General features: G+C 70.6%; 19 protein-coding genes, 3 tRNA genes and 2 pseudogenes. 13 read left to right on the top strand and 11 right to left on the bottom strand.

Annotated elements, in window-relative coordinates:
• Nucleotides 1-161 precede the first annotated feature (161 nt).
• The 3 genes from AB0B85_RS15690 to AB0B85_RS15680 all read right to left on the bottom strand — a co-directional run bounded on the left by AB0B85_RS15690 (nt 162) and on the right by AB0B85_RS15680 (nt 2843).
• Nucleotides 162-956: an ABC transporter ATP-binding protein gene (locus tag AB0B85_RS15690; RefSeq protein WP_357407899.1), complete on the bottom strand. Its 795-nt coding sequence runs from the start codon at nt 954-956 to the stop codon at nt 162-164.
• Nucleotides 957-982: 26 nt separating this feature from the next.
• A complete protein-coding gene (locus tag AB0B85_RS15685) occupies nt 983-1699 on the bottom strand; it encodes an ABC transporter permease (protein ID WP_357407696.1) in 717 nt (238 codons plus the stop codon).
• A 187-nt stretch (nt 1700-1886) separates the two neighbouring features.
• The gene (locus tag AB0B85_RS15680; protein WP_357407694.1) at nt 1887-2843 is read right to left on the bottom strand and encodes an ABC transporter substrate-binding protein; all 957 of its coding nucleotides are present in this window, start codon (nt 2841-2843) and stop codon (nt 1887-1889) included.
• A gap of 193 nt (nt 2844-3036) precedes the next feature.
• Between AB0B85_RS15680 and AB0B85_RS15675 the strand changes: the two genes are divergently transcribed.
• From AB0B85_RS15675 to AB0B85_RS15660, 4 genes are read left to right on the top strand one after another with little or no spacing between them, the layout of a single operon-like run.
• Nucleotides 3037-3999, top strand: coding sequence for a GntR family transcriptional regulator (locus AB0B85_RS15675; protein WP_357407692.1), 963 nt, complete (start codon nt 3037-3039; stop codon nt 3997-3999).
• A 37-nt stretch (nt 4000-4036) separates the two neighbouring features.
• Nucleotides 4037-4972, top strand: a complete 936-nt coding sequence (locus AB0B85_RS15670) for a DUF6282 family protein (protein WP_357407690.1) — start codon at nt 4037-4039, stop codon at nt 4970-4972.
• Complete coding sequence (locus tag AB0B85_RS15665) at nt 4969-5685, top strand: PIG-L deacetylase family protein (protein WP_357407688.1); 717 nt, start codon at nt 4969-4971, stop codon at nt 5683-5685. Before AB0B85_RS15670 ends, AB0B85_RS15665 begins: the two co-directional genes overlap by 4 nt.
• Entirely contained in the window at nt 5682-6341 is a 660-nt protein-coding gene (locus AB0B85_RS15660) for a 4-carboxy-4-hydroxy-2-oxoadipate aldolase/oxaloacetate decarboxylase (RefSeq protein ID WP_357407686.1), read from the top strand. Before AB0B85_RS15665 ends, AB0B85_RS15660 begins: the two co-directional genes overlap by 4 nt.
• Nucleotides 6342-6516: 175 nt before the next feature.
• Here the strand turns inward: AB0B85_RS15660 and AB0B85_RS15655 are convergent.
• Together AB0B85_RS15655 and AB0B85_RS15650 are read right to left on the bottom strand one after the other, a co-directional pair.
• A tRNA-Lys gene (locus tag AB0B85_RS15655) sits at nt 6517-6592 on the bottom strand.
• 88 nt (nt 6593-6680) lie between these two features.
• The gene (locus AB0B85_RS15650; RefSeq protein ID WP_357407684.1) at nt 6681-9362 is read right to left on the bottom strand and encodes a BNR repeat-containing protein; all 2682 of its coding nucleotides are present in this window, start codon (nt 9360-9362) and stop codon (nt 6681-6683) included.
• A 240-nt stretch (nt 9363-9602) separates the two neighbouring features.
• Between AB0B85_RS15650 and AB0B85_RS15645 the strand changes: the two genes are divergently transcribed.
• On the top strand, nt 9603-10037 hold the full coding sequence (locus AB0B85_RS15645; RefSeq protein WP_357407682.1) for a DUF6010 family protein: 435 nt from the start codon (nt 9603-9605) through the stop codon (nt 10035-10037).
• A 16-nt stretch (nt 10038-10053) separates the two neighbouring features.
• A complete protein-coding gene (locus tag AB0B85_RS15640) occupies nt 10054-10995 on the top strand; it encodes a helix-turn-helix domain-containing protein (protein WP_357407680.1) in 942 nt (313 codons plus the stop codon).
• A gap of 94 nt (nt 10996-11089) precedes the next feature.
• Here the strand turns inward: AB0B85_RS15640 and AB0B85_RS15635 are convergent.
• Nucleotides 11090-11165 (bottom strand) — tRNA-Lys (locus AB0B85_RS15635).
• A gap of 188 nt (nt 11166-11353) precedes the next feature.
• On the opposite strand from AB0B85_RS15635, the gene AB0B85_RS15630 reads away from it, so the two are divergent.
• On the top strand, nt 11354-12628 hold the full coding sequence (locus AB0B85_RS15630; protein ID WP_357407678.1) for an Ig-like domain-containing protein: 1275 nt from the start codon (nt 11354-11356) through the stop codon (nt 12626-12628).
• 250 nt (nt 12629-12878) lie between these two features.
• Nucleotides 12879-14171 carry an Ig-like domain-containing protein gene (locus AB0B85_RS15625; protein ID WP_357407676.1) on the top strand — a complete coding sequence of 431 codons (1293 nt, stop codon included), beginning with the start codon at nt 12879-12881 and terminating at the stop codon, nt 14169-14171.
• Nucleotides 14172-14313: 142 nt separating this feature from the next.
• Here AB0B85_RS15625 and AB0B85_RS15620 read toward each other — a convergent pair.
• Nucleotides 14314-14386: transfer RNA gene (locus tag AB0B85_RS15620), tRNA-His, on the bottom strand.
• Between the two features lie 107 nt (nt 14387-14493).
• Nucleotides 14494-15090: an oligoribonuclease gene (gene orn / locus AB0B85_RS15615; RefSeq protein WP_357407674.1), complete on the bottom strand. Its 597-nt coding sequence runs from the start codon at nt 15088-15090 to the stop codon at nt 14494-14496.
• Nucleotides 15091-15156: 66 nt separating this feature from the next.
• On the opposite strand from orn, the gene AB0B85_RS15610 reads away from it, so the two are divergent.
• A complete protein-coding gene (locus tag AB0B85_RS15610; RefSeq protein WP_357407672.1) occupies nt 15157-16449 on the top strand; it encodes a glycosyltransferase 87 family protein in 1293 nt (430 codons plus the stop codon).
• A 340-nt stretch (nt 16450-16789) separates the two neighbouring features.
• On the opposite strand, the pseudogene AB0B85_RS15605 reads toward AB0B85_RS15610, so the two are convergent.
• The 3 genes and pseudogenes from AB0B85_RS15605 to AB0B85_RS15595 all read right to left on the bottom strand — a co-directional run.
• Nucleotides 16790-17005 (bottom strand): annotated as a pseudogene (locus AB0B85_RS15605) (hypothetical protein); the annotation flags it as partial.
• Nucleotides 17006-17696: 691 nt separating this feature from the next.
• Entirely contained in the window at nt 17697-18437 is a 741-nt protein-coding gene (locus AB0B85_RS15600) for a YcnI family protein (RefSeq protein WP_357407670.1), read from the bottom strand.
• Nucleotides 18438-18454: 17 nt separating this feature from the next.
• The gene (locus tag AB0B85_RS15595; RefSeq protein ID WP_357407668.1) at nt 18455-20119 is read right to left on the bottom strand and encodes a copper resistance protein CopC; all 1665 of its coding nucleotides are present in this window, start codon (nt 20117-20119) and stop codon (nt 18455-18457) included.
• 202 nt (nt 20120-20321) lie between these two features.
• On the opposite strand from AB0B85_RS15595, the gene AB0B85_RS15590 reads away from it, so the two are divergent.
• The 4 genes and pseudogenes from AB0B85_RS15590 to AB0B85_RS15575 all read left to right on the top strand — a co-directional run.
• On the top strand, nt 20322-20912 hold the full coding sequence (locus tag AB0B85_RS15590; protein ID WP_357407666.1) for a sigma-70 family RNA polymerase sigma factor: 591 nt from the start codon (nt 20322-20324) through the stop codon (nt 20910-20912).
• Nucleotides 20913-20944: 32 nt separating this feature from the next.
• Nucleotides 20945-21469: a MauE/DoxX family redox-associated membrane protein gene (locus AB0B85_RS15585; protein WP_357407664.1), complete on the top strand. Its 525-nt coding sequence runs from the start codon at nt 20945-20947 to the stop codon at nt 21467-21469.
• Nucleotides 21462-22178, top strand: coding sequence for a thioredoxin domain-containing protein (locus tag AB0B85_RS15580; protein WP_357407662.1), 717 nt, complete (start codon nt 21462-21464; stop codon nt 22176-22178). Before AB0B85_RS15585 ends, AB0B85_RS15580 begins: the two co-directional genes overlap by 8 nt.
• A pseudogene (locus AB0B85_RS15575) lies at nt 22175-22803 on the top strand (hypothetical protein); the annotation flags it as partial. The gene AB0B85_RS15580 and the pseudogene AB0B85_RS15575, both read left to right, overlap by 4 nt.

The following is a 22803-nucleotide window of genomic DNA, read 5'->3' as shown; positions in this document are numbered from 1 at the left end:
GCCCCCGCCAAGCCCGCAGACGAGCGGGGACGGGGGCCCATCCTGCATCGCGACGCGGGACAGCCCTGCCGCTGAAGAAATGGCTCAGGGGACAGGACCTGTCGGTCCTGTCCCCTGGATGCTGCACGGTGAGCCGCAGCCGCGGCGGCCCGCGACCGATGTCAGACGGGAAGGTCAGACGACTTGGCTCCGTCCGGCGAGTAGTCGTCGCCCAGCAGCAGTTGGTGTAGTTCTGCCGAGCAGGCGGCCACCTGGTCCATGTGGGCGTTGTGTCCGAAGGAACGCGGCCGTGGGATGTCGATGTCCACGAGCCGTTGCAGCCGGCCGGGCCGGGCGCTCAGCACCGCGACCCGGTCCGCCAGCAGGACGGCCTCCTGGATGGAGTGGGTCACGAAGACGACGGTCGTGCCGAGGTCCATGTGGATGCGCTGCAACTCCGCCGCCATCTCCTCCCGGGTCAGCGCGTCGAGTGCGGAGAACGGCTCGTCCATCAACAGGACCTTTGGTCGCTGGATGAGCGCTCGGCAGAGCGAGACCCGTTGCTGCATGCCGCCGGAGAGTTCGTGGGGAAGCCGCTTGGCGAATCCGTCGAGCCCGGTCATCTCCAGCAGGCGCATGGCGTGATCGCGGTGCTCCGACCGATGCCACCGGAATATCTCGACTGGCAGCAGCACGTTACCGAGGACCGTCCGCCAGGGCAGCAGCGCGGGGCGTTGGAACATCATGGCGACATCACGGCGAGGTCGGGTCACCGGCTCGCCGCCGACCCGGACGTCACCCGCCGACTGCGGGATCAGCCCGGCGATGAGCCGCAGCAGTGTGGATTTGCCACATCCGGAACGCCCGATCACGGCCATGAACTCGCCGTCGCGGATGTCCAGATTGATGTTCTCCAGTGCCTTGACGGTGCCGGTCCGGCTCTTGAACGTCCGTGACACTTCACTAAGATTGATCATCATGCTCCCAGAGGTCCGAGCGCCGGTCATGATGAGATCGCCCGGGCCCATGGCACGAGGATTCGCTCGAGTGCGCCGACGAGGTAGAACAGGCCGGCTCCCATGAGCGCGAGCAGGGTCAGTGCGGCGAAGGCGAGCGGGGTGTCGGCGGACTGTCCGGAGCTGACGACTACCGAGCCGAGACCCCGGTCAGGCTGGATGACCTCACCGATGATCGCACCGACGATGGCCAGTGAGGTAGCTACCTTCAGGCCCACGAAGACCTGCGGCAGCGCCCAGGGGAGGCGGACCTTCACGAAGGTCTGCCACCACGACGCGGCGAGCGAGTTGGCCAGCTCGCTCAGGTCGTTCGGCGTCGAGGTGAGGCCGGCCATGGCGGAGACCAGGATCGGGAAGAAGCAGAGAAGGACGACCATCACGATCTTGGGTTGGGTGCCGAACCCGATCCAGACCAGGAGGAGAGGCGCGAGCGCAACCTTCGGTACCGCGTTGATCCCGGCAATGAGCGGTAGCGTCATTCGTTCTACCGTTCGGGAGGCGGCCAGCAGGATCGCGATCGCCAGTCCGCCAACCGCGGCGATGCCGAAGCCGGTGACCGTCTCCAGGAGGGTCACCCAGGCTTCCCTGAGGAGATAGTCCGGCAGGCGGAGGAACGCATCGACGACGTCGGGTGGGGCAGGCAGGAAGAATGGCTCGATATTGAAGGCTTTGGTGGCCAGCCACCACAGGGCGACCGCCAGCACCGCGCCCAGGACAGGCAGCCCGGCAGTCGACCATATGTGTGTTGACCTGGAGCTGGTCCGTTCGACAGGCATGGTGGCTTTCTCCGTGGAGGTCGGGTGGCAGGGGTTGTGCCCGGTGGCCGTGAGGGGATGGCGCCACCTGCGGCAACCATCCCCCCACGCCAGGTCCGCGAGGTGACGCTTCTCGTCAGCCCTTGGGGATGAAGCTGTTGTCGACGATGTCCTTCGGGGTCAGACCGTTCGGAACCACGCCGGCGCCCTGCAGGATGGCGATCGACCGCGACACCCGCACCTCGTCCATGGATCCGATCGGGGCTCCACCGGCCGGTGCCACGTACGCGGCCATCGCCTCGATCTCACCCACGCCCGCCGCTACGGTGTAGGTCGGCTTCACCTTGTTCAGGATCGTCGCGGCTTCCTGCGGGTTCTTGACGCTGTACTGCAGTCCCTTGAGGATCGCCTCGGTGAAGCGACGGACCAGGTCCGGGTTGTCCTTGATCAGGGCCGGGGTGGTGATGATGGCGTTGCCGAAGAGGTCGCCGAGGTAGTCGCTGTACGGCAACACCACGACCTCCTTCTTCGATACCGTCGCCAGGGCGCCACGGCTGAGCAGGAAGGTGCCGAGCGCGTCCACCTGGCGACTGGCCATCAGCCCGTTCAGTGCGGTGGTCTGCGCGCCCTGGATCTTGACCGTGTTGGGGTCGAGTCCGGCCATCCTGGCGTAGGCGGGAAAGAGCAGCTCCGTGACCGAGCCGGCGCCGGTGGCCATCGTCTTGCCCGCGAGGTCCCGCGGCGCGCTGATACCGGTGTCCTTGGTGGTCATCACGGCGACCAGGGTCTGCTGGTGGACAGCGGCGATGGCGCGCCAGTCGGTGAACTCGCCCTTGCCTGCCTGAATCACCGCGCCGGTGAAGTCGAGGGCGCCGAACTGAACCTGGCCAGCCTTGAGTGCGGTCAGGTTCGGTACGTTTCCGGACCCCTCCTTGATCTCCACCTCGATGCCGGCCTCGGCGAAGAAGCCCTTCTCCTTGGCCACCCACGCGAAGGCGTCCCGGCCGACAGCACCGAAGGCCGTGATGTAGGCGACTTTGTCGACCTTCTTCGACTCCTTGGTGTCGGCGTCTGAGCCGCTGCAGCCGCTCACGGCTACGAGGGCCGCGGCAAGGACCGCGGCTACCAGCACACGGGACCGCTCAATCATCATTTCTCCAGCTTCCAGGGGGGTTTGAGAAGCGGACGCGGGGAGCGCCCGAGCAGGTTGGGTAGAGCCCGCCACTGATCATCGATCGTGGACTGTAGAGGATTCACGCCGCGCCTGTCACCGCCGAGATGCGACGGTGACCACCCCAGCAGTCGGCCATCTGGCTCTTTCGGCAGCTCAACGGCGTGTTGACATCCGGATCATGAGCAACGATCCTGTCTACAAGATTGTGCGAGATTTCGCGCACAGTTTGCAGGCGCCCTCCGGTAGCGGGGTTGCGGCCGGGCCGCCACGGCCCCCGGCGATCCACCGCAAGGGGCACGGCACCTGGTGGTGTCCAATCGGTTCGGGCTCGGCAAGCCGGGCCCGGCGACACGGAAAATCGGTGACCGTAGCCATGGGTACTTCGCCACGACGTCCGGCAGGCATCTCTGCCGACGAGGCTTACGAGCAGCTGCGCCAGGCGATCCACAGTGGTGATCTCGGGCCCAACGAACGCCTTGTCGAAGCCACCTTGGCCGACCGGCTTCAGGTCACCCGCGGTGTGGTGCGCACCGCGCTGATCCGACTGACCCAGGATGGTCTGGTCGTTCGTACCCCCAACCGCGGGGCACACGTGCGGATGTTCACCGAGGCCGAGGCGGTCGAGATCCTCCAGGTGCGTGCCGCCCTGGAAGCGCTGACCGCGCGGCAGGCGGCGGTGAACGCAACCGACCAGGAGATCGCCGCGATCCGGCGGCAGCTCGACCAGATGGCCCTGAAGCTCAAGCAGGATGACCTGCTCGGCTATTCCGAGGGAAATGCCAAGCTACACGCGGCGATCATCGCGGCCGCCCGGCACGGGACCGCCGCGCAGCTCATTGCCGGCCTGCGCGCACAACTCGTCCGGTTCCAGTTCCGCACGATCCTGGTCGCCGGCCGACCACCCAAGTCGCTCGCCGAGCACACCGCGATCGTGGAGGCCATCGTCGATCGCGATCCCGACGCCGCGGAGTTCGCCATGCGCCAGCACCTTCTGAGCGTCGTATCCGCATTGGACAAGACCGCTACCGCGATCCGGCGGCGGTCCAGTCCTGTCGACTCCACCCACGCGGCCTGAGTCGAGCGTCACCTCACCAGCCCTTCCAAGGAGCAGAATGTCAGACCATCCCACCCCGTCCCCGCGCGCCCGCGCCCTGGTCACCGGGGCGTACGACACCCACGTCCACGTCGCTCCCGACGTGATGGATCGGCGGATCGACGATCTCGACCTGGCCCGACGGTGCGCCGAGGTCGGCCTCGCCGGCTTCGTACTGAAGTCCCACTACGTGGCGACCGCTGAGCGCGCGGCGGTAGTCCGCAAGGTCGTCCCCGACGTGGACGTGCTCGGCGCGGTCACGCTGAACGGATCGATGGGTGGCATGAACCCGGCCGCAGTCGAGATCGCGGGCCGTCAGGGCGCGCGGATCGTCTGGATGCCCACCGTCGACTCGGGCAACCAACGCCGCAGCAGCGCCACCGACCTACCCGGCGCCAAGCCGGCGATGTGGGGAGCGCTCCAGGCCGACCTGCACGCCCAGGGAATCGTGCCGGCCGTCGTCGAGGTCGTCGACGAGGAGGGCCAGGTGCTGAACCAGGTGCGGCAGGTGCTGCGGGTCATCGCCCGTCACGACCTGGTGCTGGCCACCGGGCACCTGAACGGCGACGAGATCCTCGCCGTGGTCCGGGCCGCGAAGGAGGAGGGCGTACGTCGCGTCGTCGTCACCCACCCCGAATTCACCTCCCAGCGTCTGCCGGTGCATCGACAGCGGGAACTGGCCGAGGCCGGCGCTCTGCTGGAACGGTGCTTCACCACGCCGCACACCGGGAAGGTTGACTGGGACGACCTGTTCGCCAACATCCGGCAGGTCGGCGCCGAACACTCGATCCTCTCCAGCGACCTGGGACAACCATTCAACCCGCCAGTCGAAGACGGTCTCGCGCTCTTCGCCGACCGTCTGCTGGACGCCGGCTTCAGCGAGCAGGACATCCACACGATGGCAGTGGTCAACTCCCGGCGCGTCGCGGCGGCGAAGACGGAGGTGCCGGCATGAGTGAGCGCAGGCTGCTGGTGGTCGGGGCACACAGCGCGGACTTCGTCTGGCGGGCGGCCGGCACTGTCGCCGCCCACACCGCCACCGGCGGGGAGGCCCTCGTGCTGGCCCTTTCGTACGGCGAACGGGGCGAGTCCGGCGAGCTGTGGAAGGACCCGAACCAGACGATCGAGGGCGTCAAGCGGATCCGGCACGCCGAGGCGGAGCGGGCCGCAGCCGCCGTGGGCGCCAGATTCGAGGCGTTCGACCTGGGCGACTACCCCCTGCGCATCGGCAACGAGGACATCGATCGGCTGGCCGAGCTGATGCGCGACTACGCCCCCCACGTGGTGCTCACTCACCCGGACCGGGACCCGTTCAATCCGGACCACCCGGCCGCGCACGCCGCAGTGGCGACCGCCCGGCAGCTCACCGCAGGTGCGGGCGTCGCCAGCGGCTTCAAGACCGCACCGCCCTCGGAGTTCCTGGTCTTCGAGCCACACCAGCCGGAGCTGTGTGGCTTCACACCCACCGTCTTCGTCGACATCACGGACGTGATGCCCGCCAAGCAGGAGGCGATGGCCGCGATGGGTGCCCAGGGCTACCTCCGTGAGTACTACACCCAGCGGGCCGACCAGCGAGGCAATCACGCTCGCCGGGTCACCGGCAACAGCGCGATCCGGCAGGCCGAGGCGTTCCAGCGGCTGATCCCGAATGTGGTCGGTACGCTGTGAGCGCCACCCCTTCGCCCGCCGGGACCGACAGTGACGCCCTTGCCGCGTTGATCGCCGGTGGCGTTGCCACCGCGTACGAGGCGTCCGGGCGGCGAGGCCTGATCGACGTGGAGCTGACGCAGATCGTGCCGGGCACCACTGTCGCCGGCCCGGCCCGCACCGTCCAGTGCGGACAGGGCGACAACCGGGCCGTACACGAGGCCATGACGGTGCTCAGGCCCGGCGAGGTCCTGGTTCTCAGCATGCCCGAGCCCGCACCGGTCGCGTTGATCGGCGAGTTGTTGGCAACGCAGGCCAAGGTGGCCGGTGCGGTTGCCGTACTTGTCGACGCGGCGGTCCGGGACGTGGATGAGTTGCGCGCACTCGGCCTGCCGGTCTGGGCCCGCTGGTGCCGCGTACGGGGCGCGACCAAACAGGAGCGGGGCTCCCTCGACGTCGTGGTACAGGTGGGCGGCGCCAGCATCGCACCCGGCGACATCGTGCTGCTCGACGCCGACGGCGCGGTGGTCGTCGACAGGGACAGCCTCGCGGAGGTGGCTGCGGCGGCCACGGCCCGGATAGCGAAGGAGACCCGACTGCGGGCGCGCCTGGAGGCCGGCGAACTGAGCTACGACCTGCACGGGATGAGGGCGACAGACGAGGCAGCGGCTGGCTGATCTCCGTGCCGGCGGACGTGGCCCACCACTCCTGCCGCAGGCCTGTCCACACCTCGAACGCCCGCTCCGGCCAGCCTCGAACAGCTCGGGGCAGGCCGGAGCTCGGGGAAGGTTCCGAACCACCCGGACAGCCATCAAGGCCCTGGCCAACTTCTTGCTGGCCAGGGCCTTTGGTTGGTGCGCCGCCAGGGACTCGAACCCCGAACCCGCGGATTAAGAGTCCGCTGCTCTGCCAGTTGAGCTAGCGGCGCTCACCGACAACGGGACGAGACGCTAGCACAGGCCCGGTCGGGTGGCTCAGCCACCCAGCGCCGCGCCGCGAGGGTGCGGGCCGTCCCGTCACGAGGTGGCCAGCACGTACATCTGCACGGGCTGGGCCGGCGGTGTCTGGTCGGCAGGCCGGGGCTGGTCCTGGTTGGAGGGCATGCTCTCCCAGCGCAGCACGTAGGTGCGGTCACCAGCCACCGAGGTCGCGGTCCGCACGCCGATGCCGGGGAACGTCGACCGCACCTGAGTGATCTCGCTGGGCAGTTGCGGATCGGGCACGTCGGCCACGACGCTCATCAGGGACGGGTCGACGATCAGGGACCGCTTGACCCCACGGCACGTGTACGGCACCCGCAGTTTGCCGTCCGGCAGCCCGCTCGCGGCGGACTGCAACGAGACAGGGAAGGCCAGGGTGCCGGACCCGAGGATCTCCCACCGGCCGGTCCAGTCGGTGAGGCGGGTGATCCGCCAGCCGCCCGCGCCGTCCGGCTGTGCCGCGTAGAGCTGGTTGCCGAGGTAGGCGTCGTACTTGGTGTAGGTCACCACGACCCGGTTGGCGGCGTCGAAGCCGAGCCGGACGTTGCCGTTCACCACGCCACCGTAGGTGGGCACCGGGTCGATGACCTCGGACCGGAGGTAGGTCAGCGGCAGGGCCAGTGGCCGGCCCGCGCTGTCCTCCCAGGTGACCAGGTCACGGCTGCGGGCGTACGACGGCATGCTGGAACTGCCGGCATCCTGGGTGTCCCGCCAGACCAGCGCCAGGTGCCAGTAGCCGTCCGGCCCGCGCAGCGGCCCCTCGGGGTAGGCGTTGCGGCCGGCTCCGTCGACCAGTGGGCGGCCGAGCAGGCTGGACCAGGTACGGCTGACCGGGTCGTACCGGTTGTAGTAGTCGGCACCGTCGCCGCTGACCCCGTTGCGGTAACTGAACAGCAGGTCACCGTTGGTGTGGCGGAGGAAGCGCGGATAGGTGACGGACCCCTCGACGGAGCTGTTGACCATGGTGGGGATGCGGGTCAGCGTGGACACGTCACCCGGCACCGAGGTCCGGAAGTAGACAAGCGGCACGGCGTGCATGTTGCCCGCCACGTGCAGGTTCCCGGTGCTGTCCAGCGCCATCGTGATGCCGTTGTGGCTGTCCCAGCCGACTGTGGAGTCCAGCGTCCGGCGCGTCCAGGTGGTGCTGTCGAGCGAGCGCTTCGCCACTGTCATCCTGCGGTCGGCGTCGTAGTACGCCACGTACTGGTCGGCCCCGGAGGTCAGGACCGCCTGCTCGACCGGATGCCCCGCCCAGGTGGTCCCCACGTCGATGACCTGGCTGACGGCCCGGGACGCGCCCGGCAGCGGGTAGTCGCCGGGCGCGCGGGGCGAGCAGTCCAGCGGCCCGGGCTCGGCGGGCGCGACGGCCGGTGCCCTGCTGGTCTCCGCGGCGAAGAACGGCAGGCTCACCGAACCGCCCTGCGAGTACAGGCCCGCGCCACCCCCGGTGAGCAGGTCCCGCCAGCGGAGCCCGACGTACCTGTCGATGGCCTGTCCGGCCGCGACGCCCGCGCCGTCGATGGCGACGTGGACGCCGCTGCCCCGGTTCTTGCCGTCGATGCTCATGCTGAGCGTCGCACCGGGCTGCGCGGTGACGCCCCCACCGGCGAGCAGGGCGTCGGAGGCGCCGGCTGACGACCGGGTCATCCGGACCAGCTGCCACTGGGCCTGCCCGCCGTCCGCCTGCGACTGGCCGACCCGCAGCACGTAGTAGGTCTGGGTGCTGTCCCCGTGATCGACGATGTTGAAGGCGATGCCGGTCCACGGCCGGTAGGTCAGGGCCGGTTTCGGCAGGGTCAACGACGTCTTGAGCAGGAATGTCTCGCCCAGGGTGAATCCGCTCGGGTACATCAGCCGATCGGCGGTGCCGGACGGGACGGCGGTCCCGCCGGCCACACGCCAGGTGCCCCGGGCGACCCGCCAGCCGCTGCCGACCGCCCCGTCGGCCCGGTCGAACCCGTCGTGGAACGAGCGGTAGCCGGGCGACGTCGTGGCGGTCACCGTGAAGTCGCGCAGGCCGACGGTGCCGGCCTGCGAATAGAGCCCGACCTTGCCGCCGTTGATCCGGTCGGCCAGGCGCAGCGGGACGGTCTGGTCCACCTGGGTGGCGCCCGCGCTGATCCGGACCACGGCTCCCCGGCCGTCCGCGGTGCCGGTAACCCGTACGCCCAGCGTGGCACCGGGGGCGGCGGCGAGATCTCCCTCGCCCAGCAGTCCGGCGTCCGTCGCGCCGGCGGAGTTGTCGATCCGCACCAACTGCCACCGGGCCCGCGCCCCGTCGACCTGGTTCTGCCCGACGCGCAGGGCGTAGAAGGTCTGTGTGCCGTCGGCGTGATCGATGACCTGGAAGGCGATGCCTGCCCAGAGCCGGGTGGACCCGGCCGGGGTGGGCAGCCCGAGCGAGGTGGTGATGTCGTAGGTAGGGCCGAGGAAGAGCGAGTCCCGGACCAGCACCCGCTCGGCGGGACCGGCGGCCTGGGCGGTGCCGGCCGCGATGGACCACGTGCCACGGGGCGCGGCCCAGCCGTTGCCGACCGGCCCGTCCGTGCGTTGGAAGTCGTCGCGGAACGAGACGTCCGCCGCACCGGCCGCGGCGGCCGGGGTGCTGCCGGGCGCAGCCGGGCCGCCGGTGGCCAGCAGAGCCGCCACGGCGACGGCGAGGGCCCGGCCCCACCCGGGTCGTGGGCGTCGGTTGGGCACCCTGGGGTCGGCGGGCATCACAGATCTCCTTCGGAGCGGCGCTGGGCAGTCCCGGCGGAGCCGCGCGGGGCAGGGAGGTGCCGATTGTACGGACCTCGTCGCTCCTGTGTGGACCGTCGCGGCGCGGGAGCGAGCGGCGGCGCTGGGGGGTGGCGAGAATCCGGCGGACCGTGGCATTTTCGCCTCTCGTCCTCCACCGCGGGCCTTCCTAGGCTCCTTCCCGACATGCTTCAACGGGAACGAGAACGGTGCTGGATCGTGCTTCGCTATGTCATGCCCGTGGTGATCGGGCTGGTCTTCGTCGGGCTCAACTCCCTCGTGCCGGAGCCGCACCGGCGGCGCCTGAACGCGCTCGTCGTGACCGGTGCCGGGGCCGCCTACATCAGCGGTGGCGGGTTCGGGCTGTGGGAGCTGGCCTTCTGCGTACTGCTGGTGGTGGTGGGCTACGCCGGGCTCACCTCGTACACCTTCATCGGCGTCGGATGGCTCCTGCACACCGTCTGGGACGTCCTGCACCACCGACGCGGCACCCCGATCATCCCGTCGCTGCACGACTCGTCCTTCGGCTGCGCGCTCTGCGACCCGGTCATCGCGCTGTGGTGCTTCGCCGGTGGCCTGTCGGTCAGAGACCTGTACGACCGGGTCGTGCGGCGGGCGCACGACGCGCGCCCGGCGGTCAGCGCCCAGTCCTGACTGGTTGAATTCCGCCATGCACACAGTGGCCGTGCTCGCCCTCGACAGCGTCGTCCCGTTCGACCTGGCCACCCCGATGGAGGTCTTCCACCGCACCCGCCTGCCCGACGGGCGCGCCGGCTATCGCGTCCTCGTCTGCGCCGCCACACCGACGGTCACCACCGGCGCGTTCAGCATGGCGGTGCCGTGGGGCCTGGACGTCCTCGTCGACGCCGACACCGTCGTCGTGCCGGGGGTCTCCGACCCCGCCGCCGCGACACCCGCCCCGGTGCTCGACTCGCTGCGTGCCGCCGCCGCGAACGGCGCCCGGATCGCCTCGATCTGCGGTGGCGCGTTCACCCTGGCGGCCACCGGCCTGCTCGACGGGCACCGCGCCACCACGCACTGGCTGGCCACCGACCGGCTCGCCGCCCAGCATCCGCGGATCCAGGTCGACCCCAACGTGCTCTACGTGGACAACGGCCAGTTTCTGACCTCCGCCGGCGCGGCGGCCGGGCTCGACCTGTGCCTGCACCTGGTCCGCCGCGACCACGGTGCCGCCGTCGCCGCCGACGCGGCGAGGTTGTCAGTCATGCCGTTGGAACGCGCGGGCGGACAGGCGCAGTTCATCACGCACGAACCACCGGCCCCGGAGGGGGCGACACTGGAACCGCTGCTGGCCTGGATGCGGGACAACGCCCCGCGCGAGCTGACCCTCGCCGACATCGCCCGCCACGCCGGCATGAGTACCCGGACGTTGAACAGGCGTTTCCGCGACCAGACCGGCACCACCCCGCTGCGGTGGCTGCACCGGGTCCGCGTCCACCAGGCGCAACACCTTCTCGAGACCACCACCCATCCCGTCGACCGGGTGGCGACGCGTGTCGGCTTCGGCTCCACCACCGCCTTCCGGGAGCACTTCAGGCGGATCACCGGCACCAGCCCGCAGGCGTATCGGCGGAGCTTTCCGGGCGAGTGACCACGACCCACGACGGCAACCGAGGGTGGGACGTCACCAGAAATGAAGAAGACCCCGGCCCGGCAGGTGACTGCCAGGTCAGGGTCTTGATCGTTGGTGCGCCGCCAGGGACTCGAACCCCGAACCCGCGGATTAAGAGTCCGCTGCTCTGCCAGTTGAGCTAGCGGCGCTCGTTCGGCAACGGAGAGAAGATTAGCACCCCCACGAGCCGGGCTCCAATTCGGTTACCCGGCTCCCCCCTTCGGTCGAGCTTTGCGGGCAAAACTCCACGAACCGGTCAGCGCTCCCGGGACGGGGGCTTGAGTTGCGGCGGTGATGCGGCACGATGTCCGCCAGGTACGCGAGAACAGAGGTGGGCATGGCACGGTTCATGCGAGCCGGAGCGGTGGTGGGCACGCTGACTCTGGTGGCGTCGCTGGCACTGACCGGGTGTGGCGACGAGCAGAAGAAGCCGGCATTCGTCGGCGGGACGGCGGCGGCCGACACGAGCGCCGCGCCGGACTCGTCCGTGCCCTCGGCACCGACCACGCCGAGCGCGCCAACCGGACCGACGCTCATGCTGAGCCCGGCCGACGGCACGAAGAACCGGCCGGTGAGCACGGAGATCAGCGCCAAGGTCCCGGACGGCGGGAAGGTCGCCGCGGTCACCCTGACCGCGGACGGCGGCGGCACCGTGGAGGGCAAGCTACGCACCGACGGCTCCGCCTGGGTGCCGTCCGCCCCGCTGAAGTGGGGCACCCGCTACACCGCCACGGTCACGGCCAACGCGGCCGACGGCACGACCAGCCAGGGCACCAGCAGCTTCACCACGATGGCCAAACCGAAGTCGACGATCGGGTCCGGTCTGTACCTCTTCGACGACAAGAGCTACGGGGTGGCCATGCCGGTGGTCACCGAGTTCCACCCGGGCATCCCGAAGAAGGACCGGGCGGCGGTGCAGAAGCGGATGTTCGTCCGCACCGATCCGCCGCAGCCGGGGGCCTGGCACTGGGTGGACAACGGCACCCAGGCCTACTACCGGGCGCCGGAGTACTGGAAGCCCGGCACGACCATCACGGTGCGGATCGCCCTGGCCGGGATGCCGCTGAGCAACGGCAAGTACGGCGACCTGGACCGCAAGGCCACCGCCAAGATCGGCCGGTCGTTCGTGATGAAGGTCGACAACGCCAACAAGAAGATGATGGTGTACGAGGGCGGCGCGCTGGTGCGCACCATCCCGGTGAGCCTGGGCAAGAAGAGCACGCCGTCGTCGAGCGGCACGATGGTCGTGATGGAGAAGAAGGAAGCCACCGTCTTCGACACCCGCGACGACCCGGACCCGGCCAACCGCTACGTCACCGACATCCAGTTCGCCCAGCGGCTCACCTGGGGTGGCGAGTACATCCACGCCGCGCCCTGGTCGGAGCACGTGCAGGGGCGGCAGAACGTCTCGCACGGCTGCGTGAACGTGTCGATGGCAAACGCCAAGTGGCTGTTCGACAAGACCCGGATCGGTGACCCGATCACCATCAAGGGCACCGAACGCAAGATCGTCGCCGGCAACGGCTGGACGGCGTGGAGCCTGAGCTGGTCGGCGTTCGTCAAGGGCAGCGCGCTCCCCGTACCAAAGGGTGGCGCCGGCCCGCTGCTCTGAGCCTCGTCGGTCCCCTACGCGCTGGTCCTGCCGATGGCGGGGCCGGCGCGTACCCTTGCACTCCGGCGAGGCGACGACGCCGCGGCGACCCCACCACCCCGGACGGAGACGAATCACGCTCACGAAACGCCGGATAGTAGCAAAATCCGGCAGGATTCTCGGCGTGTTTCGGTTCACCCTCGGCAACCCGGGCCGGCTCTGGTGCGTCAGTAGGAGACGATGGGGCAGCGACCACGACTGTGAGGGAATCATGCGAGCTAGCCAGGATCAGCTGATCAGGCAACGTTGGCGACGCCGTGTGTTCGCGGCGGGGTTCCTCGCCGTGGCGCTGGCCTTCACCGCGGCCTGCACCGACGGTGGCGACGGCAAGCCGTCCTCATGGCACGGCGGCGACGAGAGCCCGCCACCGAAGGCCGCGGCGACGATAAGCGAGCCGGCGGCCGACGCCAAGGACGTGCCGGCCTCGACCGGCATCACCTTCACCACCAAGGATGCCGTGCAGACCGCCGTCGAGCTCAAGGACGCGGCCGGCAAGGCGGTCGAGGGCGCGGTCGCCCCGGATGGCAAGACGTGGCAGCCGGCCGGCGCGTTGGCGTACGGCACGAGTTACACGGCGACCGTGACCGCCACCGGCGACGACGGCCGTCCGGCCACCACGACAAGCACCTTCACCACAATGGCCAAGCCGGCCAACCAGGTCCGGGTGAGTAGCTTCCTCGGCGACAACCAGGTGGTCGGGGTCGGCATGCCGCTGATCGTGAAGTTCAGCCGGGGCATCCCGGAGGACTACCGCGACGACGTGCAGCGGCGGATGACGGTGACCTCGACCCCGGCCCAGGAGGGCATCTGGCACTGGGTCAGCCCCACCGAGGTCCGGTACCGGCCGAAGGAGTTCTGGAAGACCAACAGCAAGGTCTCGTACCGGGTGCAGGCCGGCGGCCTGCCGATGGGTGAGGGCTGGTACGGCCGCGCCGACCTCGCGGTGGACGTCAAGATCGGCCCGTCGGTGATCATGACGGTGGACAACAAGACCAAGCGGATGACGGTGACCCGCAACGGCGCTGTGATCAAGACCATTCCGGTCAGCCTGGGCAAGAAGAGCACCCCGTCGTCGAGCGGCACCATGGTGGTCATCGAGAAGCTGCGCAAGACGGTCTTCGACACGATGGAGGAGCTCGGCCCGGAGGAGGGCTACCGCACCAACATCGACTTCGCGCAGCGTCTCACCTGGGGCGGGGAGTTCATCCACGCGGCACCCTGGTCCGAGGGGCAGCAGGGCAGCGTGAACGTCTCGCACGGCTGCGTGAACGTGTCGATGGCCAACGGCGACTGGCTGTTCAAGAACACCCAGATCGGTGACCCGATCACGGTCAAGGGCACCGAGCGCAAGCTGCAGAACGGCAACGGCTGGACCGACTGGAACATGAGCTGGGACGAGTACGTCAAGGGCAGCGCCCTGCCGTACGAGCCGCCCGCCGACCCGGACACCACCCCGCCGACCCCGGACGGCGCTGGCACCCCGTCCGCCACGCCGACCGCCTGAGCCAAGGTCGACTCGCGTCACAGGAAACCGGGGCATCCCAGCGAGGGGATGCCCCGGTTTTCGCGTAACCGGTGTGGATCAGGGTCGTCGAACACGACTGAGGCCCCCTCCGGGGAGGGGGCCTCAGTCGTACGACCATCTGGGTGACTGATGGGAATTGAACCCACGACAACCGGGACCACAACCCGGTGCTCTGCCAACTGAGCTACAGCCACCATGCCGCCGTCGCCCGGTCGATCGCCCCGGGCGGGGTGCGGACCAATAATAGCCGCACCACGGCCGGCCCCGTCCAGCGGGTATCCGGGGCCGCCCGCGCGTGGGGTCAGAGTTCGGCGGCGATCGCCTTGGCGGTCTCCACGTCCGGGCCGGGCAGCGGGACGAAGAGCGTACGCCGGTAGTACTCCAACTCCCGGATGCTCTCCCGGACGTCGGCCAGCGCCCGGTGCGCCAGGCCCTTCTGCGGCTGGCCGAAGTACACGCGCGGGTACCAGCGCCGGCACAGTTCCTTGATCGAGGAGACATCGATCATCCGGTAGTGCAGGTGGGCGTCGAGCCGTGGCATGTCGCGGGCGATGAAGCCCCGGTCGGTCGCGATCGAGTTGCCGCACAGCGGGGCCGTCCGCGGCTCCTTGACGAAGGTGCGGACGTAGTCCAGGACCAGGTCCTCCGCCTCGGTGAGGGTGACCACCGAACGGCGGACCTCCTCGGTGAGGCCGGACTTGGCGTGCATCGTCTGGACGATCTCCGGCATCCCCGCCAGTGCCACCTCGTCGGCGTGGATCACCACGTCGACCCCATCACCGAGCACGTTGAGATCAGGATCGGTGACAAGTGCCGCAACCTCGATCAGTTTGTCCCTGCCAAGGTCCAGCCCGGTCATCTCACAGTCGATCCAGACAAGAAGATCAGCCACCGGCACAGCCTACGCGCAGCCCACGCCTCGCGGCTGCGCGCTCTCGGCGGAGCAGACCGCTAGGGTTTCGGGGTGCCAGCCGATCCCGTAGCACCGCCCGCCGTCACCGACGACGACCCCGGCGGCCGTACGGTCCGTCGCCTGGTCACGGTGGTGGCCCTCATCGCCGTGCTGCCAGCGCTCTACCTGCCGGGCCTGAACCACAAATTCCTCGACCTCAAGATCTACATGTCGGCGGTCGACTGGTGGCGCGTCGGCCACCCGCTCTACGACTACGTCCAACCCGACCGGGTGCAGGGCGAGCTGTACTTCACCTACCCGCCGTTCAGCGCGCTGCTGCTGTGGCCGTTCGGGCTGCTGAAGCTCGGTGCCACCGTGGCGATCTTCACGGTGCTCACCGCGGCGGCCGTGGTGCTGACCACCCGCTGGCTGGTGTCGCCGGTCATCGCCCGGCACGACCTGCCCCGGGCGTTCACGCTCACCGCCGCCGTGCTGCTGGTGCTGGCCATGGAGAGCACCCGCGAAACGCTCACCTTCGGGCAGATCAACATGCTGCTTGTCGTGCTGATCCTGGCCGACCTGCTGTTCGCCGTACCGCAGGCGCGGCGCTGGGCCGGCGTCGGCGTGGGGCTGGCGACGGCGCTCAAGCTCTTTCCCGGAATCTTCATCGTGTACCTGCTGGCCACCAGGCGGTGGCGGGCCGCGGCGGTGGCGAGCGCGACCGCGGCGGCGGCGACACTGCTCGCGGCGGCGGTCGCCCCGGCCGACTCGTGGCGGTTCTGGACGCACGAGTTGTGGACCACCGAGCGGGTCGGCCGCACCGACATCGTTAGCAACCAGTCGCTGTTCGGCCTGCTCAGCCGGTTCACCGAGCCGGCGAAGCCGGACCGACTGCTCTGGCTGCTGTTGGTGGCCGTGGTGGCCGCCTACGGGCTGTGGCGGGCCGCCCGTGCGGCGCGGGCCGGTGACCCGTTGACGGGGCTGACGTTGACCGGGTTGGTCGGTGCCCTGGCGAGCCCGATCACCTGGACCCATCACATCTACTGGTTCGTGCCGGCGGTGGTGCTGCTCGCCGACGCGGCGTTGCGCGCCGACCGTCCGGACCAGGCACGTCGGCGATGGTGGCTGGCCGGGCTCGCGCTGGGCATCACCGCCGTGACGGTCTACGGCGTGGTGACGTTCCAGAAATGGGGGGCGGGACCGATCCGCACGCACAACCCGGTGGACTTCGTTGTGCAGAACGCCTACGTGCTGATCAGCCTGCTGCTGTTGGTGGCCCTGCCGGTGCGCTCCGCTCGCCGGCGCCTCGCCGACGACCAACCGCAACCTGCGGAAAAATCGCACCAAATGGACGGATCTACCTAGTAACCACCAGTGGCGCTAATCTGGCCCAACTACCTCAAGCGTCGCTCGGGTAGCACCGATCCCCCGGTGAGGGTGGCCCTCCGCGTCGGCAGCGTGGAGGGCCACCCGCTGTTTCGTCGACCCGCACCGGCCGGACGGTGGCCTTCGCGCCCGCCGGCGGCCACGCGAGGCTCACTGTCGCCTCGGGCCGGGGCACCCGGGCCGACTGCTCCAGGTCCGTGCGGGCAGCGGACCGGGCCGGTGCGGCACCGATCGACCGAGACCGCTCCCCCGCCCCCGAGCCGACCATGCTGAGCTGCCGCACGGCCGGATAGGGCGCGGCCGGCGCGGGCTCCCGGGTGCCCAGGCCACTGAGCGAGGTGACCCCGAGCCGGCCGGCGAGCACCGGCACCTGGTCCGGCTCCACCACGAAGATCACCTCGCGGGGCCGCAACGGTCGCAGCAGGAGCAGCAGGGCGCACGCCACGAGCAGAACGCCACCGGACAGCAGGCTCCAGGTGGCCGGGCCGGTCCACCCCGCGTGCACCTCGGCGCGCAGGTCCAGCGCCAGGTCGGCGGCACCGTCGGGGCGCATCAGCACCAGACTCATCGGCTCACCGGCCAGGTCGTCCGCGCTCCACTCAAGCGAGCCGACGCCCTCGCGTACCCAGGACGGCCGGTCCGATGGGCCGACCGGCACGACGGCGGCCGGATCGACCGGAGCGCCGGCAGCGGGACCGGCCGGGTCCAGCCGAACCGGCAGCGGGCCCTGGGCCAGCGCCACCCGGCGGAGCACGGCGTGCGGCACCGGCGCCAGCCAGTCACGCACCTCGGCGGTGGGCGCGAGCCCCACGAAAGCCGGCCCGTCGGTGCTGCGGGCCTCCAGCCGCAGCCGGGTCTGCCCGGTACGCGCGAACGGCGCCCCCTGGCGCAGCAGCTGGTCGAGGTCGGTGACCACCACCGCGTGGCCGGGTGTGCGGAGCGTCTCGAAGCGGGCGGCGAAGGCCCCGTCGGGGTCGGCGTGTCGGGTCACCAACCACAACCCGCCACCAACGAACAGCGCCGGAATCCCCACCGCCAACAGCAGCACACCGACGATCGCCCGCACGACACGCATTCGCACCGTCTCCCTCCGTAGCCAGATACCCGGCCGACCTTACCGACGCAGGGGCGGTGATCAGGGGATATCCACGGCACCGTCAGGTCCGACCACGTGAAAGCGCGCTGGCCCGCCGGATGGTTCCGGCGGGCCAGCGGGCGCGACAGGGTCAGGACTTGGCGACCGGCTCCCGACGGGTCCGGGTGAACGCCAGCCCGCCCAGCACCAGTCCAGCCAGTCCGGCGACGAGACCGGCCACGCCGAGGCCGACCGCGAGCCCGTTGCCCTCGTCGTCATCGTCGTCGTCCGGCGACGACACGACGGCGGCGGCGCTCGACCCGCCTGAGCTTGTCGACGCCGCGGCGGCGGTGAGGGTGAGCACCGGCGCGGGGTTCTCCGGCTCCTCCGCACCCGGCGCCGGCGGGTCGATCCAGCGCGAGATGTTGCCATCCGAGTAGGTCTGCAGGACCTTGAAGACCATCGAGTCGACCTGCGGCAGCGGCCCCATCGAAACGGGGAACTCCTGGAACTGACCGGGCTTCACCGCCGCGTCGCCGGTGGCCGTCCAAGTGATCTTGGAAACCGCCTCGGTGAGCGGGCTGCCGTGCACCTCGATCGGCGGGTCCACCTTGCGCTTCTCCGTCGCGACAGTCCAGCCGGGCACCGGCATTGTCGACACCGAGCCGACCGGGGCGTTCTCCGGCAGCGTCACCTCCAACTTGGTGGTCGAGGCGGTGTCGCTCTCGTTCGGCACCCGGAACGCCACCCGGGCGTACCCGCCCTGGGCCGCCTCCTTCGGGTTGACCGTGACGTGCGCGGACGCCGGTCCGGCGAAGCCGAGCACAGCGGTGGCGGCGGCGGTGAACGCCAGGGCGGCAGCGGCGGTTGCGGTGCGCCGGAATCGGGTCATGGGTTTCGCGAACCTCTCTAACGGATCGGCACGGTGGCGGTCACCGTGGCCTGGTCGATGTCGGTCGTTCGGGCGGTGATCTTGATTTGCCAGTCGCCGGCGGCCGGCAGGCTGATGTCGCCGTAGGCGTGGTTGTCGGTCAACCCCAGCAACGGAATCTCGATCGGCTCGATCCCGGCCGAGGGCAGCGCGGCGGTCGCCCGCCACTCCACCACCGGCAGCGGCTGGTCGTCCTTGCCGTACGCGTACAGGTGCACCGAGTTGTTGCCCCGCTGGGCCGGGCTCAACTCGACCTCCATGGAGTAGAGCGGACTGGTCAGCCGGGTCCTGAAGTCGCCCGCCTCGGCGCTGGCCGGGCCGGCCACCGCGGTGCGGGCCGGCGTCGTCTGCACGAGCGTTGCGGACAGGCCCAGCACCACCACTGTGACGGCCAACTCCACCCAGACCGCCCGGCGGATCGGGGCCGGGCGCTGCGCCGCGACCCGACGACGCACCAACTGCCGGGAGTACGCGGCCACGGCGATCACCACCGCGAACAGCCCGATCTTGGCCAGTAGCAGCCGCCCGTACGTGGTGTCGACGAGCGCCTGCGGAGTGGCCACCTCGATCAGCGCCTGGACGGTGCCGGCCAGCAGGAGGGCCGAGACGGCGAGCGCCGCCCAGCGCGACCAGATGGGCAGGATCGCGCCCAACTCCCGCTCGTCGGCCTGGCGCAGCAGGAATCCGGCGAGCATCAGCAGACCACCCAGCCAGACCGCCATGCTGCCCAGGTGGACAGCGTCGACCACCACCGAGACCGCCGGCGCCGGGGAGGCCGCCGGGTGGCCGGCCAACGGCCAGGTCAGCAGGGCAGCGCCGCCGAGCACGGCCAGGATGATCGAGTCGGTGCGGCCGGCCGGCCGGGTCAGCAGCGGCCGGAGCAGGAAGACGGACGCCGCCAGCAGGCCGAGTCGGACCAGGTGGGCGGCACCGAACGCGCTGCCGAACACACTTCCGAACCCCTCACCGGTCACGTCGAAGAGACCACCGCCGGCCGTGTAGGGCACCTGCAACCACAGGTCGGCGAGGGTGGCGACGGTCACCAGGCCGAGACCGGTCCAGGCCAGCCGGGCCGGCCCCCGCCGGGAGAGCCGTCGCGGCCACAGCGCGGCGAGCACCAGCGCCGGCCCGACGAGCAGCACCAGCCCGGCGTAGCCGAGGAAGCGAGCCACCTTCACCGCCGTACCCACCACCGGGTTGGCGCGGCTGTCGGTGCCGGAGTCGACAGGTGGCGTCGACGGCGCGCCGACCGAGTAGGTGAACGCCCCGGACACCGGGTGACTGTCGGCGGAAATCACCCGGAAGCTGACCAGGTAGGTGCCGCGCCCGCCGGCCGGGTCCACCGGAATGCGCACCGCGCCGCCGTCGAAGGACGGCTCCCCCCGATCGGCGCGGGAGCCATCCGGGGCGATGACCCGGATCTTGCCGGGCACCTTGCGGACCGACTCACTGAACCTGAGGACCACCTCGGACGGCGCGCTCGGCACGATCGAGGAGGTGGCCGGGCTGGTGCTGTCCAGCACCGCGTGGGCGCTGGCCGGGGTGGCTGGCGCGATCAACAGGGCGACGACGGTGACCAGCAGGCCGGCGGCGGCGGCCAGCCGGGTGAGCCAGCGGCGGGGGGCGACAGTCATGCCAGCCATGGTCGCCGACCGCTGTGGCTCTCGGCGAGCCGAGTCGGGCAGAGGGCTCAACTCGGCTCAGCCGCCCGCGCCGCACCAGAGGGATCGCGTGTCATGACGGGGTAGTCGGCTCGGGTCGCGGAAAAGTTCCCGACGTGGCGCAGACCATCCAGGGGCCGAAGGACCCTGGCGCTGCGCCGGGTGCCGCGTAACCTGGTTTTTCGTGATCCCCGTCCCGCGTGACACCGGTGCCGCCGGTCCGGCAGCGCCGGCCGGTGACGTCGCGCGGGACCCGGCAACCGCGTGGGCGTTCCGTGCGCGCGACGGTGATCCGCAAGCGCAGGCGGCGTTCGTCCGGCTGACCCAGCTCGAGGTCTGGCGCTTCGCCGCCGCGCTGGTCGACCCGGACAGCGCCGACGACCTGACCCAGGAGACCTACCTGCGGGCGTTTCGGGCCCTGCCCGCGTTCGAGGGCCGGTCCAGCGCCCGCACCTGGCTGCTCGGCATCGCCCGACGGGCCTGCGCCGACCACCTGCGGACGGTGATCCGCCGCCGCCGGCTCGACGAGCGGCTGGCCGCGAACGCGTACACCGACCACCCGCACCCGGACCCGGCCGGCCAGTTCGGTGCGGCGGATCTGGTCCGCCGGCTCAGCGCCGAGCGACGGGCCGCGTTCGTGCTCACCCAGATGCTCGGCCTCTCGTACGCCGAGGCGGCCGCCGTCGAAGGCGTGCCGGTGGGCACCATCCGTTCCCGGGTCGCCCGGGCCCGCGACGAGCTGGTCGAGGCGGTCGGCGACGCCCTGACCGGCTGAGCGGGGAACTTCCGGCGCTGACGGGACGACAAATGAGCGTGACTGCACCTTCCCCCCGGGGCGGCCGTTGGCCGGTCGTCCGGCCCTGGCTCGGCACTGTGGCACGGCTCGGCCTCGCCGCCGTCTGGCTCGTCGCCGGCGCGTCGAAGGTCGGTGACCTCGCCGCCTCCGGGCGCGCCGTCAACGCGTACCAGGTGCTGCCCTACGACGTGGCGACGGTGGTCGGCGCGGCGCTGCCCTTCGTCGAGCTGGCGTTGGGCGTGCTGTTACTGCTCGGGCTGGCCACCCGGCTCGTCGCCGGGGTGTCGGTCGCGCTGCTTGTGGTCTTCATCGTGGGGATCGCCTCGGCGTGGACCCGTGGGCTGGCCATCGACTGTGGCTGCTTCGGCAGCGGTGGGCAACTGGGCGAGGGGCAGGCACCCAGTTACCTCCCGGAGATCCTCCGGGACCTGGGATTCTTGGTACTTGCCGGATTTCTGGTGAGCTGGCCGCATACGCCGGTATCGGTGGACGGGTGGTTGGCCGGCGAACCCGCTGTGGAGGACGAAGATGAGTAGTCGCAAGGGGCAACGGGACGCCGCCCGGGTCGTCCGCGAGCAACTCGCCCGCGAGCGGCGACGTCGGCGCACGGTCTGGGTCTCCGCCGCGGCGGTCGTCGTCCTGGTCATCGCCGGTGTCGTCGGCTGGGTCGTCTGGTCCAACCAGCGCTCCGACGACTTCACCACCCCGCCCGGCGCGAACGCGCCAGGCACCGGCATCGTCAGCGGCGACGGGCCGGTCACCGTCGACGTCTACGAGGATTTCCTCTGCCCGGTCTGCAAGCAGTTCGAGCAGACCAGTGGGTCGACACTTGAGCAGTTGGTGGCCGAGCACAAGGCGAAGGTGGTCTACCACCCGGTGGCGTTCCTCAACCGCTTCTCCACCACCGGATACTCCACCCGGTCCTCGGCCGCCTCCGGCTGCGCCGCGGCCGGCGGCAAGTTCCGCGAGTACGCCAGAGCCCTCTTCGACAGGCAGCCGCCGGAGGGCAGCGCCGGGCTCACCAACGACGAGTTGATCGACATCGGTGCCGGCGTGGGCCTGGACCGGGGCTCGTTCGGCGGCTGTGTGCAGGCGCAGACGTACAAGACGTGGACCGAACACGTCACCGAGGACGCCAGCCAGAGCAAGGTCACCGGCACGCCGACGGTAAGGGTCAACGGTCAGCCCCTGGAAAACCCCACTCCGGACGCGCTCACCGCGGCCGTGGCGGCGGCCGGCAAGTGATCCGTACCCTGCTGGCCCGCGCCGGCCTGGTCGCCGCCGCCGCCGGCCTGGTGACGCTGATCAGCGCGGCGCCCGCCGCCGCGCACGGCGCGGACGCCCCCGACGGCACCAACTACCGGACCCGGACCACCGGGGTCACCCCGCAGCGGCCCGGACTGGAGGTACGCGTCGTCGAGGCCGGTGCCCGACTGGAGTTGACGAACAACACCGGCAGAGCCGTCGAGGTCATCGGCTACTCCGGTGAGCCGTACCTGCGGGTCGCCCCGGACGGAGTCTTCGAGAACAGCCGCTCCCCCGCCACCTACCTGAACCAGACAATCGCCGGGGACACCGCGCTCCCGGCCGAGGCCGACCCGGCCGCCCCACCGACCTGGCGGCGCATCGCCGACGGCAGCACCGTGCGCTGGCACGACAGCCGGGCCCTGTGGCAGGAGTCGGCAGCACCGGCGGCGGTACGCGCCGCGCCGGACCGGGAGCACCGGGTCCGGGACTGGACGATCCCACTGCGGGACGGTGCCGACCCGGTGACTGTCCTCGGCTCGGCGGTCAACAACGATGGCAGCGCCTGCGCGGGCTACACCGCCCCTGGCGTCGACGGTCAGGCCACGGTCATCGCGGACGCGAT

Source organism: Micromonospora sp. NPDC049044, from assembly GCF_040649215.1.
In the GTDB taxonomy this organism is placed as follows: domain Bacteria; phylum Actinomycetota; class Actinomycetes; order Mycobacteriales; family Micromonosporaceae; genus Micromonospora.
This window is presented reverse-complemented; position numbering and strand designations above follow the sequence as displayed.